Origin of the sequence: Thermocatellispora tengchongensis (genome assembly GCF_014202315.1) — a bacterium.
In the GTDB taxonomy this organism is placed as follows: domain Bacteria; phylum Actinomycetota; class Actinomycetes; order Streptosporangiales; family Streptosporangiaceae; genus Thermocatellispora; species Thermocatellispora tengchongensis.
The window spans coordinates 254680-270192 of the sequence record NZ_JACHGN010000009.1 but is presented as its reverse complement, the minus strand read 5'-3'; the positions used below and the strand labels follow the sequence as shown (position 1 = coordinate 270192).

Genomic DNA, 15513 nt, shown 5'->3' with positions numbered 1-15513 from the left:
GTGCCGGCCTCCCGGCTACTTCCCGGGCTCGGGATCGCGGGGCAGCCCCAGCATGCGCTCGCCGATGATGTTGAGCTGCACCTCGGTGGTGCCGCCGTAGATCGTCATCGCCCGGGTGGCCAGCACCGCCCGGTTCCAGTAGCCCGCGTCGCCCAGCTTCATGTCGGCCGCGGTGACGCCCGCCGTGCCGAGCAGGCTCACCGCGCACTCCGAGACGTGCTGGGCGTGCGAGGTGGACAGCAGCTTGCGTACGGAGGCGTCGGCGCCCGGCTCGGTGCCGGCGAGCTGCTTGAGCGTCACCCGCAGCGACAGCGCGTTGATCGAGTGCGCCTCGGCCACCACGTGCGCGAGCTCCAGCCGCTCGGCCGGGGTCAGCTCGCGGCCCAGCCGCCCGGCCAGGCCGAGCAGGTCGGGCACGGCCGCCCCGGTGCCGCCGGAGCCGGACGACAGCGACACGCGCTCGTTGGACAGCGTGTTGCGCGCGACCCGCCAGCCGTCGTCCACCTCGCCCACGACCAGGTCGTCCGGCACGAACACGTCGTCGAGGAAGACCTCGTTGAACAGGTTCTCGCCGGTCATCTCGGTCAGCGGGCGCACGGTCACGCCGGGCGCCTTCATGTCCACCAGGAAGTACGTGATGCCGTCGTGCTTGGGCTTGCCCGGGTTGGACCGGGCGATGCAGATGCCCCACTCGGCGTGGTGGGCCAGCGAGGTCCAGATCTTCTGCCCGTTGAGCTTCCAGCCGCCCTCGACCTTCTCCGCCTTCATCTGCAGCGACGCCAGGTCGGAGCCCGCGCCCGGCTCGCTGAACAACTGGCACCACATCATCTCGCCGCTCAGGGTGGCGGGCAGGAACCGCTCCTGCTGCTCCGGGGTGCCGTACACGGCGATCGACGGCACCACCCAGGCGCCGATGATCATCGCGGGCAGCCTGACCTTGGCCGCGCGCAGCTCCTGGTGGATCAGCACCTGCTCCAGCGGCTTGGCGTCGCGGCCCCACGGGCGCGGCAGGTGCGGCATGACGAACCCGCCCTCGGCCAGCGCCCGCTTCTGCGCCACGCCCTCCAGCTTCGCGATCTCGGCGATCTCCGCGCGCAGCTCGGCCCGCAGCGACTCGGCCTCCTCGGGCAGGTCGATCTCCATCTCCCGGGAGACGCCGCTCAGCGCCAGCTCCGCCACCGACCCGGCCCACTCGGCCGAGGAGCCGAGCAGCGCGCGCAGGGTCAGCGCGCGGCGGTAGTACAGGTGGGCGTCGTGCTCGAAGGTGTAGCCGATGCCGCCGAAGGTCTGGATGGCGTCCTTGGCGCACTGCACGGCCGCGTCGGGGGCCATCAGGCCCGCGACGGCGGCGGCGTACGCCAGCTCGTCGCCCTCGGCCCGGGTGGCGTCCCACACGGTGGCGCGGGCCTGCTCCAGCGCGACCAGCATCCGCGCCAGCTTGTGCTTGATGCCCTGGAACTGGCCGATCGGCCGGCCGAACTGCTCGCGCACCTTGGCGTACTCCGCCGCCGCGGTCACGCACCACGAGGCCACGCCCGCGGCCTCGGCGCCGAGCACGATCGCCGCCAGGGCCCGCACCCGGGCCCGGCCGAGCCCGTCCAGCACCCGCTCCGCGGGGACGGCGACGCCGTCCGCCGCGACCTTGGCGACGCCGCGCACCAGGTCCAGCGACTTGACCGGCGTGACCGTGACGGCCGCGGCGTCCACCGCCACCCACTCCTCGCCCCGGTCGGTGGCCACCGGCAGCACCAGCACGTCGGCGACCGCGCCCCCGAGCACGAACTCGGCGGTCCCGGCGACGGTCAGCACGCCGTCCTCGTCGCGTACGCCGGTGAGCCCGCCGCCGAGCGCCAGCGCGCCGGTGAGCGTGCCGTCGGCGAGCCCCGGCAGCAGCTCGGCGCGCGCCTTGCCGTCGGAGGCGTGGATCGCGGCGCTCGCGAGCACGGTCGGCACGAGCGGCCCCGGCGCCATGCGCTCGGCCAGCGCCTCGATCGCGACGGCCGCCTCCAGCAGCCCGTACCCGGACCCGCCGTGCTCCTCGGGCAGGTGCAGCCCGAGCAGCCCCTGCTCCGCCAGCCCGGCCCAGAACCCGGGACGCTCCTCGGTCTCGGCGGCCACGGCGGCCCGTACGACCTCGGCGGGCACGTTCCGCTCGGCCCATCCGGCCACGGACTCCCGGAGCGCCTCGTGCTCCTCGCTCAACCCGATACCCATGACGCTCCTTCGGCTGTGACGTCCACTCCCAGAATCATATTCTGGAACAAACTTCCGCCGCGACGCCACCTGTGGGGCCGGCTCAGGAGCCTCCGGGCGCGGCGGGACGGATGGAGGTCAGCACCGCGGCGATGTCGGGCCAGCGCGCCTTCTGGGTGTCGGGGATCGTGACGAACACCATGGCCGGCTTGGCCTGCCCGGTGTCCACCACGGCCACCGCCGCCTGCGACGTGCGGTTCTGCCCGCCCACCTGGTACGACACCTGGTACGCCAGCAGCCAGCCCCGGCCCGCCGTGAGCCGCTGGGAGGCCGTCCAGGTCAGGGTGCCGCCCTTGGGGTGGTGGGTCTGCAGCGACCACTTCGCCGCGCGCACCGCCGCCGCCGTGTAGTCGGCGTCGGTGTCCAGCTTCTCCGGCGCATCGCCCGGCAACAGGGCCGAGGCCACCAGCGCGTACGGCGCGCGGTACGGCCCGATGCGCAGCGCCTTGGAGAACGGCGTGGACGCCGCCGACACCCACGGCTCACCCAGGCGGGCGTAGCTGACCATGGCCCTGGTGTCGGCCACCGTGCCCACCGACGCGCTCGCCTTCCCGGGAAGGGGCGTCAGCGCCTTCTCCCGCGGCGGAGGCGGCAGCGCCGCGTCACCCGCCCCTCCGGTCGGCGTCGGCGCGGGCGTGGCCTTGGCGTCGCCGCCGTCGTCCGCACTCGGCTCCGCCGAGGAGGTCACGCCCCCGGTGCTCCCGGCCGTCGGCCGCACCGAGGCTCGGGTGTCCTGGCTCGCGTTGTCGGGCTGGTCGCCGGAGAACAGCACGAAGATCAGGAAGACGATGGCCGCGAACGCCAGCGTCGCCAGGACCGTGTAGACGAACTTGATGGGGATGTCGCCGATCCGCAGGATGATCCGCTGGAACAGCCCCGGCCGCCGCGGCCCGCCGCCCCCCTTGGCCGCGACGGGGAAGCCCAGGGGCTGCTGCTGCCCCCCGGCCCACCCCGGCGACGCGGACGGCGCGGACGGCGCCCCCGGCGGCGGGCTGTGGAACGCTCCCGCGGCACCGTGACCAGGGCCGCCCCCCGGAGCACCGCCACCGCCGGGCCCCCCGGGCCCTCCAGGACCGCCGAACCCCCCAGGCACGCCAGGCCCGCCCGGACCACCGGGGATGCCGGGAACCCCGCCCGGCCCTCGCCGGCGTACGGCGATGGTCTGGTCGGGGTCACCCACCGGAAAACCGTGCGGATGCCCGGCCGGAACAGCCGGCGCCCCCGCCTGCCCCGGGGGCTGGACCTGGCCCGGGCCGTGAGCCTGCCCGGGGGTCTGGGCCTGCCCGGGGGTCTGGGCCTGCCCGGGAGTGTGAGCCTGCCCCGGCCCCTGGGCCTGGCCAGGAGCATGAGGCCGGCCGCCCTGGGCCGGACCCGGAAAGGGCGGGCCATACCCCACCCCGCCACCGGCCGGCGGGCGCTGCGGGCCGGTCTGGGGAGACTGCCCCGGTCGCGGGTACGGCTGCGGGCGCGAGCCGGGACGCGGGCGCGGCTTGGTCTCGTCGGCGGAGGCGTCTTCGGGCCGGGCGGGGCCGTTCGGAGCGGGCGGCTGGCGCAACGGCTGGTCCTGTGGTGAGTCGGAGTGCGGACGATGGTCGGGATGCGGGCGCTGGACCCGCGAAGGCCGAGGGCCACTCGGCCCCTGCCATGAAGGCGGGGACGGCGAAGGCCCGCTCGCCCCTGTCTGAGCCGGGGTCTGAGTCGAGGGCTGAGTCGGGGTCTGAGCCGGCGGCACCACCGGCCCGGCACGAGCATCCGGAGACGTGGGCGACCCGGGCCCTCCGGGCCGCGCACCCGAAGGAGCGGACGGCGGAGGCCCGCCCACCCCCTGACGCGGCGCCGAACCCGGCGGCACCACCGACCCGCCCGGCCCTCTGGATGGGCCAGGACGCGGCCCCACAGGCGCGGACGGCGAACCGGACGATCCGGAACGCGCCCGCAGCGGTGGAGTGGCCCCGTTGTCCGGGTCCGCATGTGGTCGCGGCACGGGACGCGCATGTGGGCCCGAGGGCGGCACGGAGGTGCCGTCAGGCCGAAGCCGCGGCATAGGGGCCGTGGAGTCGTCCACGAACGGCGCGTCGGCTGCGGCCGGCGCGAAGACCCTCTCGGAGCGGTCACGGGAGGACGGGGAGCGCGGGCCGGGCGCGGGGGTGGCGGCGGCGTCGGGCGTGGGGGCGTCCGGTGGGGGTTGGGGGGTGGGCGTGGCGGGGTCGGGGCGCCTGGGGTCCGGGCGTCCCGTGGGCCTTTTACCGAGCTCCGCCATGCCGCAACGCTACGTCACAACGGCCGTCGGCGCAGCCCGACATCTGCTTACGAAACCATGTCGTTGCAGGTCAACCGCTTGGGCCTGGCTATAACAGAACCTCCTTCTGGGATTATAGAATCGGATTCTGTAATCTCGTCCGCATGAGGGGCTTCTACGAGATCGCCGCCGCCGATCCGGGGCGTCCGGCCGTCGTCGCGGACGATCCGGCCGGGAATCTGACGTACGGCGAGTTGCTCGCGCTCGCCAACCGCGCCGCCAACGGGTTGCTCGGCATCGGGTACGCGCCCGGCGACACCGTCGTGACCGTGCTGCCCAACGGGCCCGACGCCGTCGCCATGATGCTCGCCACGTACCAGATCGGCGCCTACATCGTGCCGGTGAACTGGCACTACACCGCGGACGAGATCGGCTACATCGTCGCCGACTGCGGGGCGAAGGCCGTGGTGGCCGCCCCCGCGTACGCCGAGGCCGTCCCCGCCGGGCCCCGCGCGTACACGGGGGTCGCGGAGCTGGCGGACGGGCAGCCCGACGGCCCGCCCGCGCACCGCCGCGCCGGCTCGATGATGCTCTACACCTCCGGGACCACCGGCAGGCCCAAGGGGGTGCGCCGCCGCCTGATCGACCTGTCGCCGGAGGACCTCTACCCCATCCTGATGCGCAAGAGCTGGCGGCACTTCCGGCTCCCGGAGGGGCACGGCGTGCACCTGGTGACCTCGCAGCTCTACCACTCCGCGCCGTACGGGCAGGCGATGATGGCGCTGCAGTTCGGGCACACGGTGGTGGCGCCCGAGCGGTTCGACCCGGTGCGCACCCTGGAGCTCATCGAGCGGCACCGGGTGACCAACACGTTCATGGTGCCGACCATGTTCCACCGGCTGCTCGCGCTGCCGGAGAGCACGCGGGAGGCGTACGACCTGTCCTCGCTGACCCACCTCTACCACGGCGCGGCGCCGTGCCCGCCCGCGACCAAGCAGGCGATGATCGACTGGCTCGGGCCGGTGCTGTGGGAGTACTACGGCTCCACCGAGGCCGCGGTGGCCACGATGGTGTCGTCGCAGGAGTGGCTGGCCAAGCCGGGCACGGTGGGCCGGGCGCTGGACGGGATGTCGTTCACGATCGTCTCGGAGGACGGCGAGGAACTGCCCCCGGGCGAGCCCGGCCTGGTCTACATCGGCGGGATCAACCGGTTCGAGTACCACAAGGACCCGGACAAGACCGCGGCGGCGATGCGCGGGCGGGCGTACACGCCGGGCGACATCGGCTACCTGGACGAGGACGGCTACCTGTTCCTGCTCGACCGGCGCACCGACCTGATCATCTCGGGCGGGGTGAACATCTACCCGGCCGAGATCGAGGCGGTGCTCCAGGAGCACCCGGCGGTCGCCGACGTGGCGGTGATCGGCGTACCCGACCCGGAGTGGGGGCAGAAGGTGGTCGCGCTGGTGCAGCCTGCGCCGGGGGCCACGCCGGGCCCGGAGCTGACCCGGGCGCTGCTCGACCACTGCGCGCCCCGGCTGGCCCGGCTCAAGCACCCCCGCACGATCGAGTACCGGGAGCGGCTGCCGCGCACGCCCACGGGCAAGCTCAGCCGCGCCGACCTGCGCGCCGCCTACACGTAGCAGGCCGGACGACGCCCCACACCGCCCGGCAGCGCGCCTGGCGGCCGGACGGGACTTCGTCCGACGACGGGACTACGGGCCGCGACCGGGCCATGACGCGTAGCCGGTGGCGTCGCGGGAACATCTCCTCGCATGGGCATTCATCCACGCCGCGCCGGGGCGGCTCTGGTGGCCGCCGCCGTCCTGGCGACGACGGCCGGGGCGTGCGGTGCCCTCGGTACGCCGGGCGGCTCCTCACCGACCCCCGCGTCCCCGGCGCCGCCCGCCACCACGGCCACAGCCTCCCCTGCGACCTCGCCGGGCTCGCCGGCCCCGGGGACCGGGCAGCAGGGGCCGCCGGTGACCCCGCCCGCCGGGGCCCTGGCGATGGAGCAGGCGTACAGCCAGGTGATCCGGACGGTGCTGCCGTCGATCGTGCAGATCACGACCCGCACCGGCCTCGGCTCGGGGATCATCTACGACACGCAGGGGCACATCATCACCAACGCGCACGTCATCGGCGACGAGGACGCGTTCGAGGTGACCCCGGCGACCGGTGGCTCACCGCGGCGGGCGCGGCTGGTGGAGTCGTTCCCGGCCGGCGACCTGGCGGTGATCAAGGTGGACGACCCGTCGAGGCTGCCGCCTGCGCGCTTCGGCGACTCCAGCAAGGTGCAGGTGGGCCAGGCGGTGCTGGCCATGGGCAATCCGCTCGGGCTGTCCGGCAGCGTCACCAACGGCATCGTCTCGGCGATCGGGCGTACGGTGTCGGAGCCGCAGGAGCGGGGCTCGCCGGGCGCCACCATCCCGAACGCGATCCAGACCTCGGCGGCGATCAACCCGGGCAACAGCGGCGGTGCGCTGGTCAACCTGTCGGGCGAGGTGATCGGCATCCCGACGCTGGCCGCGACCGACCCGGCGTACGGCGGCGGGGCCGCGCCCGGGATCGGGTTCGCCATCCCGAGCAACACCGCCACCGACATCGCCGGCCAGATCGTGCGGACCGGCAAGGTCACCAACACGCACCGGGCGGCGCTCGGCATCTCCGCCGGGGTGGCGATCGGCCCCGACGGCCGGCCGGAGGGCGTCAACGTCGTGTCGGTCACCCCGAACGGCGGCGCGGCCAAGGCGGGCATCAGGCCGGGCGACGTGATCGTGTCGGTGAACGGCGTCAGGACGCCGACCACGGTCGCGCTGGCCGAGGTGCTGGCCGGGCTCAAACCGGGCGACCGGGCCAAGGTCGAGATCGTACGGGCCGACGGCTCGGAGGCCACCGTGACCGTGACGCTGGGCGAGCTGCCCAGCGGCGAGTAGGCCCACGCGATCGTACGCCCACGCGATCGTAGGCCCTTGCGAGCGTAGGCCCACGCGATCGTAGGCCCGCGGGGCCGCGGCGGGACGCCCGTGCCCGCCGCGACCCATCATGCCGCGTACGAGGGTGTGGTGGGCCGGGTCAGGCCAGGCTGTCCAGCCAGGCGCGGTGCAGCCCGGCGAAGCGCCCCTCGCCCGCGATCAGGGCGTCGGGCGGGCCGTCCTCCACCACCCGGCCGCCGTCCATCACCAGCACCCGTTCCGCGATCTCCACGGTGGACAGGCGGTGCGCGATGATCAGCGCGGTCCGGTCGGCCAGGATCGTGCGCAGGGCGCGCTGCAGCAGCCGCTCGCTGGGCACGTCCAGCGAGGAGGTGGCCTCGTCCAGGATGAGCACGGCCGGGTCGGCCAGGAACGCCCGCGCGAACGCCACGAGCTGGCGCTGCCCCGCCGACATCCGGCCGCCCCGCTTGCCGACCTGGGTCTCGTACCCTTCGGGCAGGCCGGAGATGAACTCGTGCGCGCCGATGGCCTCGGCCGCGGCCATCACCTCGGCCATGGACGCCTCGGGCCTGCCGAACCGGATGTTCTCCGCGACCGTGCCGGTGAACAGGAAGTTCTCCTGGGTCACCATCACCACGGCGCGGCGCAGGGTGGCCTCGTCCAGGTCGGGCAGGGGCACCCCGTCGAGCAGCACCCGCCCCTCGGTCGGGTCGTAGAAGCGGGCGATCAGCTTGGCCAGGGTGGTCTTGCCCGCCCCGGTCGCGCCGACCACGGCGACGGTCTGCCCGGCCGGGATCGTCAGGGTGAGGCGGCGCAGGATCGGCACGTCGGGCACGTAGGAGAACGCCACGTCCTGGAAGCGGACCTCGCCCCTGGGCCGCTCCAGCGGCACCGGGTGCTCGGGCTCGGCGACGAGGGGCCGCTCCTCCAGCACGCCGGACAGCTTCTCCAGCGCCGCGCCGGCCGACTGCAGGGTGTTGTAGAACTGGCTGATCTCCTGCATCGGCTCGTAGAACTGGCGCAGGTAGAGCAGGAACGCCGCCAGCACGCCGACCGTCACCTCGTCCCGGAAGGCCAGCCATCCGCCGTACAGCAGGACCGTGGCGACGGTGACGTTGCCGATCAGCTTGATGCCCGGCATGAACAGCGCCACCAGCCGCATGCCGCGCATGTTGGCGGCGCGGTAGCTCTCGTCCAGTTCCTCGAAGATCTCCTGGTTGCGGGGCTCGCGGCGGAACGCCTGCACCGCGCGGATGCCGGTCATCGACTCCACGAAGTGCACGATCACCAGCGCGACGGCCTCGCGCGTACGCCGGTAGACGACGCCCGACTCGCGCCGGAACCAGCGGGTGAACAGGTACAGCACCGGCAGCGGCACCAGGGCGGCCAGGCCGAGGTGCACGTCCAGGACGAGCAGCAGGACCGCGGTGCCGAACAGCGTGAGCACCGCGGTGACCAGGCTGTCGAAGCCCGACTGCAGCAGCTCGGCGATGGCCTCCACGTCGGAGGTGAGCCGGGAGATGACCCGGCCCGAGGTGTACTTCTCGTGGAAGGACAGCGACAGCCGCTGGAAGTGGTCGAAGACCCGGCGGCGCAGCTCCAGCAGGATGTCCTGCCCGATCCGGCCGCTGAGCTTGAGGAACACCCGGCGCGTGAACGCCTGCGCGAGCGCGGCGCCGAGGATCGCGGCGACGATCAGCAGCAGGGCGCCGGCGCCGCTCCCGGCGAGCATCGGCGGGATGCCGGAGTCGATGCCCACCTTGACCAGGAACGGGATGGACAGCCCGGCCGCGTTGCTGACCACGATGATCACCACGAGCAGGGTGATCTGGCCGCGGTGCGGGCGCAGCAGGTCGCCGAGCAGCCGCCGCGAGCGGGCGCGCAGGAGCAGCGAGACCTTCTCCGGCAGCTCGTCGCGGTCCTCGGCGGCGACGCCGCGCCAGCGCCGGCTCTCCTGCGACTCGTCCGTGACGCCGGTGGTGGCGGTGGTGGTGGTGCCCTCGGTGCTCATCGCAGGGCCCCCTCCGGGTCGAGGTCGTCGAGGTCGGCGTCCTGGGCCAGCAGCTCGCGGTACTCCGGCACCTCGGCCAGGAGCTCCTGGTGCGTGCCGACGTGGGTGATGGTGCCGTCGCGGAGCAGCGCCACCTTGTCGGCGAGCAGGACCGTGGACGCGCGGTGCGCCACGACCATGCCGGTGGCCTCGCGCAGCACGTGCTTGAGCGCCTCCTCCACCAGCGCCTCGGTCTCCACGTCGAGCGCGGAGAGCGTGTCGTCCAGCACCAGGATCTTGGGCTTGCTGAGCACCGCCCTGGCCAGCGCGAGCCGCTGCCGCTGCCCGCCCGACAGCGACATGCCCTGCTCGCCGATCCGGGTGTCCAGGCCCCAGGGCAGGTCGTAGACGAACCCGGCCTGGGCGACCTCAATCGCCTCGCGCATCTCGCGCTCGGTGGCGTCGCGGCGGCCGAGGGTGAGGTTCTCGCGCACGCTCATCGAGAACAGCGTCGGCTCCTCGAAGGCGGTGGCGACCACCGAGCGGAGCTGGGCCAGGGACAGGTCGCGCACGTCGTACCCGTCGATGGTGACCCGGCCGCCGGTGACGTCCATCAGCCGGGGCACGAGCGCGGTGAGGGTGGTCTTGCCGGAGCCGGTCGCGCCGACGACGGCGACGGTCTCGCCGGGACGCACGTCGAGCCACACGTCGTGCAGCACCGGGCGCTCGGCCCCCGGGAAGCGGAACTCCACCCCCTCGAAGCGCAGGTGGCCACGCGGCTCGGGGATGACCGCGGCGCCGTCCACGATCGCGGGCGGGGTGTCCAGCACCTCGGTCACGCGGTCGGCCGCGGTGATGGCCTCCTGGCCCATCGCCAGGATGTAGCCGAGCGAGGCGATCGGCCAGACCAGCGAGAGCATCAGCGTGGTGAACGCCACCAGAGTGCCCAGGGTCAGCGCCCCCGACCCGACCGCCAGCGCGCCGAGCAGCAGCACCAGGCCGAGCGTGACGTTGGGGATGACCTCCAGGAAGGTGAAGAAGCGGGAGGCGAGGACGACCTTGTCCATCGAGGTGGCGTGCACCTTGCGCGCCGACTCGTCGTAGGTCTCGTAGACGTGCCGCCTGCGGCCGAACGCCCGGATGGTACGGATGCCGAGCGCGGCCTCCTCCACCAGCGTGGCCAGGTCGCCCTGCTCGTCCTGCACCTGCCGCGAGATGCGCATGTAGCGCCGCTCGAACCGCAGCGAGATCACGATGATGGGCGCCGCGGACGCCGCAACCAGCAGGCCCAGCGGCCAGTACATGTTCAGCAGCACCACCGTCACCGTGATGAGCTGCAGGATGTTCATCACCAGGAACAGCAGGCCGAAGCCGAAGAACCTGCGGATGGTGGACAGGTCGGTGGTGGCGCGCGAGAGGAGCTGCCCCGACTGCCACTCGCCGTGGAAGCTCATCGGCAGCCGCTGGAGGTGGCGGTACAGGTCGTCGCGGATCGCGGTCTCCAGGCCGAGCACCGGGTGCGACTGGTGCCAGCGGCGCAGGTAGGTCAGGAACGCCTCGACGACGCCGAGCGCGAGCGCGAGGAGCCCGAGCGGGACGAGCGCCCCGGGGTCGCGGCGGGCGATGGGGCCGTCGATGATCTCCTTGCCGACGAGCGGGATCGCGATGCCGGCGCCGATGCCCAGGATCGCCGACACCCAGATGAGGGCGAGTCGCCCGAGGTAGGGCCGCAGGTAGGAGCGTAACCGCCACAGGGAGAGCGCGGAAAGCCGCTTGCTCCGGGGGATTTTTCGGGATTCGAGGGGATATTGGGGGTCGGAGGAGGATGAACCTGAGTCATCCGGGGAGGCTGGGGGACCGGCGGTGGAACCAGATGTGCTGCTGCTGTCTGGACTCATCGTCGAAAGGGCACTCCTCACACGCTGGAGAGATCATCCTTGGTGTGCCCTTCTAGGGTATTACTGCCCTTCAATCCATTTTCGGTGGCGAGAACCTGGAACTCCTAGAACTCGTCGGCGCCGCCCGGCTGCGTGATCGTGAAGACATGCCTGGTGGCGGCACAGACGGTCTCCAGCACATGCACCGGCGTGTCACGGGTGTCATAGCTCGCCCGCAGCACCTCCACCACCCACTCCCCCGGGTCCAGCTCCAGCACCTCCGCCTCACCCTCCCGGGGCGGCCGGGCGATCAGCTCCTCCTCGGCCCGCCCGAAACGGTGCCCGAGCGCCTCGATGCCCGCCTGGAGGCTGGGCCGTACGAAATCGGGCGCGGCCAGCGGAGTGTCCCCGAACAGGTCGGCCCGGAAGAAACTGGTCGCCACCCGCACCGGCACGTCCCCCGCCAGCAGCAGCTTCCGCCGTGCCAGTACCTCCGCCCCCACATCCACCCGCAACGCCCGCGCCACCCGCTCCCCCGCGGCCTCCACCCCCACGAACAACATCCGCCGCCCCGGCGCGATCCCCTGCCGCACCGCCTCGGCGAAGAACAACGACTCCGACCCCCGCACCGCAGGCTCGGTAGGCAACGCACGCCGCACCAGTACGCGAGATCTCATCCCCCCACTATCCCAGCCACACCCCCTCTCCCGGAGACCACCCGGCCGCCGGCCCCAGCGAAGGAGGGTGGGCCGGAGGCCGGATCGGGCGGGCGGTGGGCCCTTTGCGGGGGGTCCGGACAACCGAAACCTCTTTAAATTGCTCATCCCATGCCGTACCGCTAACTTGAGCTCACCAAAGACCGGGTAATGGTAGTACTGTCACGAGCTGTGATGGCGGCGATGCGCAGCGTCAGAAAAGCGTCACGCCGACCTGCACCTGAATTGATCGGATTGGGTGAAATGACGCAAGACACCGAAATCACCTCGGAGGTCTACGACCTTCGCAATATTCCCCTCGATGAGATGGGGAGCGAAGGCGATGCCATCCTGAGCAATCTGGCGCGGGTCAACCCGGCCGCGGCGCGCGTTCTGGTGGCGGCCTTCCAGTCTTCGGTCTAGGTCGCGGACGGGCGCGGAAACCGAGGGGGCGGCTCGTGACCGGGTTGGCCATTCCGTTCCGCCAGGTGGTCCTGAAAGTGCACAGCAGGTGTGATCTCGCCTGCGACCACTGCTATGTCTTCCAGCACGCCGACCAGTCGTGGCGGGGCCGTCCCAGGGTGATGCCGGCCGAGACCGCCGCGCGGGCCGCGTACCGGATCGCCGAGCACGCCGCGGCCCACGACGTGAGGCGGGTGCAGGTGGTGCTGCACGGTGGCGAGCCGCTGCTCGCGGGCCACCGGCACCTCGCCCTGATCGCGGCCGCGCTGCGCGACCGGCTCGACCCCGTGTGCGAGCTGGATCTGCGCATCCACACCAACGGCGTCAGGCTGGACGAGCGGTTCTGCGACCTGTTCGCCGCGTACGGGATCAAGGTCGGCGTCTCCCTCGACGGCGACCGCGCGGCCAACGACCGCCACCGGCGCCACGCCGACGGGCGCAGCAGCTACGACGAGGTGATCCGGGCGCTCGGCCTGCTCGCCGCGCGCCCGGAGCTCTACGCCGGAATCCTGTGCACGATCGACGTCGCCAACGACCCGATCGCCGTCTACGAGGCGCTCGCCGCGCTGCGTCCGCCCCGGGCGGACCTCCTGCTGCCGCACGCCACCTGGGACTCGCCGCCACCCCGGCCGTCCGAGACCGCCTACGCCGACTGGCTGATCGCGATCTTCGACCGCTGGCGGGCCGACGGCGCTCCGATGCCGATCCGGCTGTTCGACTCGCTGATCCGCACCGCTCACGGCAGGCCCAGCCTCAGCGAGGCGGTGGGGCTCGAACCGAGCACGGTCGTGGTGATCGAGACCGACGGCTCCTACGAGCAGGTCGACTCGCTCAAGGTGGCCTACGACGGCGCGCCCCAGACCGGTTTCGACGTCTTCCGCCACTCCCTTGACGACGTGGCGGGCCACCCCGGCATCCGGGCCAGGCAGCGCGGCGCCGAGGCGCTGGCCGAGGAGTGCCGGCGCTGCCCGGTCGTGAGCAGTTGCGGCGGCGGGCTGTTCACCCACCGCTTCGGGGCCGGGTCCTTCGACCACCCGAGCGTCTACTGCGCCGACCTGTTCAAGCTCATCCACCACATCCACCGCGAGACTCCGATGCCCACCTCGCACGCCCTTCCGCGCGCCACCGTCGACGCGCTCGCCACCGGCTTCGGCTCCGCGCCGGAGCTCGACCGGCTCGCCCAGTCGCAGCTCAGCCTGCGCCGCGCGCTGCTGGCGGCGCAGCGCGCCCAGGCCCCGGCGGCCTGGGACCTGCTCGTGTCGCTCGACCGCGACCACCCCGCCGCGCTGGCCGAGGTCCTGCTCCACCCGTACGTACGCGTCTGGGCCGTCGGCCGCCTGCGCGGCGAGGGCGACGCCGCCTACCTCGCCAACATCGCGGCGGCGGCGGCGATCCGGGCCGGGGCCGAGGTGAAGATCCGCGTGTCCGTCACGGCCGGCTCGATCCACCTGCCCACCCTGGGCTCCCTGGACGGCGTGTCCGGCGACGACGCCGTCCTGCTGGCCGACGCGAGCGGGGTGCGGGTGGACGGCCAGGAGACGACCTGGCGCGAGGCCGTCCGGCTGACCCGCGGCGACTTCTCGGTGCTGCTGGAGGACTCCGATCCGCACCGCGACTGCCATCAGTGGCCGGCCTCCGGACGCCTGCGCGATGAGGAGATCGCGCAGTGGCGGCGGGCGTTCGAGGCCGCGTGGGACCTGATCGCCTCCGACTACCCGAGGTACGCGCCGGGGCTGCGGGCCGGCCTGACCACGATCACGCCGCTGATGACGGCGCCGTCGAGCCGCCCCGTCAGCTCCACCGCCCGCCACGCCTTCGGCGCCGTGGCGGCGGCCCTGCCGGCCGACCCGGCCACCCTGGCCCTGCTGATCCTGCATGAGTTCCAGCACGTCAAGCTGGGCGCCGTACTCGACATGTACGACCTGTACGACGAGTCCGACACCACGCTGTACCACGCGCCCTGGCGCGAGGACCCCCGGCCGCTCGAAGGGCTGCTGCAGGGCACGTACGCCCACATCGCGGTCAGCGACTTCTGGCGCGTCCGCCGCCACGCGGTCGAGGGCGAGGCGCGGCAGGAGGCGCAGGAGAACTTCACCCGCTGGTGGTCGCACACCGCGGCGGCGGTCGAGACGCTCACCGGCTCGGGGAAGATGACCCCGCTCGGCATGCGGTTCGTCTCCGCGATGCGCGAGACGCTTGCCCCGTGGGGGGACGAGCGGGCCCTGGTGTGACCCGTGGCGGCACCAACGCTCGTCCGCCCCCGCGACCTGGCCCGTCACCTGCGCGATCTGGGGGTACGCCGCGGCCAGACGCTGCTCGTGCACGCGTCCATGAGCAGCGTCGGCTGGGTGGAGGGCGGCGCCGCCGCGATCGTCGCCGTGCTGCGCGGCCTGCTCGGGCCCGAGGGCACGCTGGTCGTGCCCACGCTGACCACCGGCAACTCCGACACCTCGCCGGAGTACCTGCGCGCCATCGCGGGCATGGGGCCGGACGAGGTGGCCGCCTACCGGGCCCGGATGCCCGCCTTCGACCCCGCCACGACGCCTTCGACCGGCATGGGGCGGATCGCCGAGGAAGTACGCACCTGCCCGGGGGCGTACCGCAGCGCCCACCCGCAGTCGTCCTTCGCCGCGGTGGGGCGGCGGGCCGGGGAGCTGATGGACGGGCACGCCCCCGACTGCCACTACGGCCCCCGCTCGCCCCTGGCCCGGCTGTACGAGACGGGCGCGCACGTGCTGCTGCTCGGCGTGGGATTCGACAGGTGCACCGGATTTCACCTGGCGGAATACCGTTACACCGAAAATCCGCCGACGCGATCATATCGGTGTGTGGTCGATTTCGGCACCGGGCCAATGTGGTGGGAGTACCAAGACGTGGTGCTCGACGACCGGGATATGGGCCGGCTGGGCGCGGACTTCGAGAGGACCGTAAAGATACGCCGCGGCCGAGTCGGCAATGCCGATACCCGTTTGTTCCCTCTGGCATCGGCCGTGGACTACGCTATATGTTGGTACGCATCCCGCAGAAAACCTTAGGAGCCACCCCGGCGACTTCTCCGTCC

The 15513-nt window shown here is 73.0% G+C and carries 10 protein-coding genes; 5 read left to right on the top strand and 5 right to left on the bottom strand.

From position 1 onward, the window contains the following. Nucleotides 1-15 precede the first annotated feature (15 nt). Together HNP84_RS22495 and HNP84_RS55140 are read right to left on the bottom strand one after the other, a co-directional pair. Nucleotides 16-2214 carry an acyl-CoA dehydrogenase family protein gene (locus HNP84_RS22495; RefSeq protein ID WP_185051753.1) on the bottom strand — a complete coding sequence of 733 codons (2199 nt, stop codon included), beginning with the start codon at nt 2212-2214 and terminating at the stop codon, nt 16-18. An 82-nt stretch (nt 2215-2296) separates the two neighbouring features. Beyond that, a complete protein-coding gene (locus HNP84_RS55140; protein WP_185051752.1) occupies nt 2297-3433 on the bottom strand; it encodes a hypothetical protein in 1137 nt (378 codons plus the stop codon). A 1223-nt stretch (nt 3434-4656) separates the two neighbouring features. Between HNP84_RS55140 and HNP84_RS22485 the strand changes: the two genes are divergently transcribed. Together HNP84_RS22485 and HNP84_RS22480 are read left to right on the top strand one after the other, a co-directional pair. Next, complete coding sequence (locus HNP84_RS22485; RefSeq protein ID WP_185051751.1) at nt 4657-6135, top strand: AMP-binding protein; 1479 nt, start codon at nt 4657-4659, stop codon at nt 6133-6135. Between the two features lie 132 nt (nt 6136-6267). Next, nucleotides 6268-7428 (top strand): S1C family serine protease, encoded by a 1161-nt coding sequence (locus tag HNP84_RS22480; protein ID WP_185051750.1) that lies wholly within the window; start codon nt 6268-6270, stop codon nt 7426-7428. A 139-nt stretch (nt 7429-7567) separates the two neighbouring features. Here HNP84_RS22480 and HNP84_RS22475 read toward each other — a convergent pair whose 3' ends face one another. The 3 genes from HNP84_RS22475 to HNP84_RS22465 form a co-directional block, all read right to left on the bottom strand. Continuing rightward, nucleotides 7568-9439, bottom strand: coding sequence for an ABC transporter ATP-binding protein (locus HNP84_RS22475; RefSeq protein ID WP_185051749.1), 1872 nt, complete (start codon nt 9437-9439; stop codon nt 7568-7570). Further along, the gene (locus HNP84_RS22470) at nt 9436-11115 is read right to left on the bottom strand and encodes an ABC transporter ATP-binding protein (RefSeq protein WP_312925486.1); all 1680 of its coding nucleotides are present in this window, start codon (nt 11113-11115) and stop codon (nt 9436-9438) included. Before HNP84_RS22470 ends, HNP84_RS22475 begins: the two co-directional genes overlap by 4 nt. Nucleotides 11116-11420: 305 nt before the next feature. Next, nucleotides 11421-11972, bottom strand: coding sequence for a GntR family transcriptional regulator (locus tag HNP84_RS22465; RefSeq protein ID WP_246518484.1), 552 nt, complete (start codon nt 11970-11972; stop codon nt 11421-11423). 210 nt (nt 11973-12182) lie between these two features. Between HNP84_RS22465 and HNP84_RS22460 the strand changes: the two genes are divergently transcribed. Genes HNP84_RS22460 through HNP84_RS22450 form a run of 3 tightly spaced genes read left to right on the top strand, consistent with a single transcriptional unit; the run spans nt 12183 to nt 15487 of the window. Next, on the top strand, nt 12183-12413 hold the full coding sequence (locus HNP84_RS22460) for a hypothetical protein (RefSeq protein WP_185051746.1): 231 nt from the start codon (nt 12183-12185) through the stop codon (nt 12411-12413). A 35-nt stretch (nt 12414-12448) separates the two neighbouring features. Beyond that, nucleotides 12449-14683 carry an FxsB family cyclophane-forming radical SAM/SPASM peptide maturase gene (locus HNP84_RS22455; RefSeq protein ID WP_185051745.1) on the top strand — a complete coding sequence of 745 codons (2235 nt, stop codon included), beginning with the start codon at nt 12449-12451 and terminating at the stop codon, nt 14681-14683. A gap of 3 nt (nt 14684-14686) precedes the next feature. Continuing rightward, a complete protein-coding gene (locus tag HNP84_RS22450; protein WP_312925483.1) occupies nt 14687-15487 on the top strand; it encodes an AAC(3) family N-acetyltransferase in 801 nt (266 codons plus the stop codon). Nucleotides 15488-15513 lie beyond the last annotated feature (26 nt).

What these genes read in the sequence shown, in the direction of transcription:
- HNP84_RS22495 (WP_185051753.1), bottom strand. Translation starts at nt 2,214, where the DNA reads ATGGGTATCGGGTTGAGCGAGGAGCACGAGGCGCTCCGGGAGTCCGTG.
- HNP84_RS22485 (WP_185051751.1), top strand. Translation starts at nt 4,657, where the DNA reads ATGAGGGGCTTCTACGAGATCGCCGCCGCCGATCCGGGGCGTCCGGCC.
- HNP84_RS22480 (WP_185051750.1), top strand. Translation starts at nt 6,268, where the DNA reads ATGGGCATTCATCCACGCCGCGCCGGGGCGGCTCTGGTGGCCGCCGCC.
- HNP84_RS22475 (WP_185051749.1), bottom strand. Translation starts at nt 9,439, where the DNA reads ATGAGCACCGAGGGCACCACCACCACCGCCACCACCGGCGTCACGGAC.
- HNP84_RS22465 (WP_246518484.1), bottom strand. Translation starts at nt 11,972, where the DNA reads ATGAGATCTCGCGTACTGGTGCGGCGTGCGTTGCCTACCGAGCCTGCG.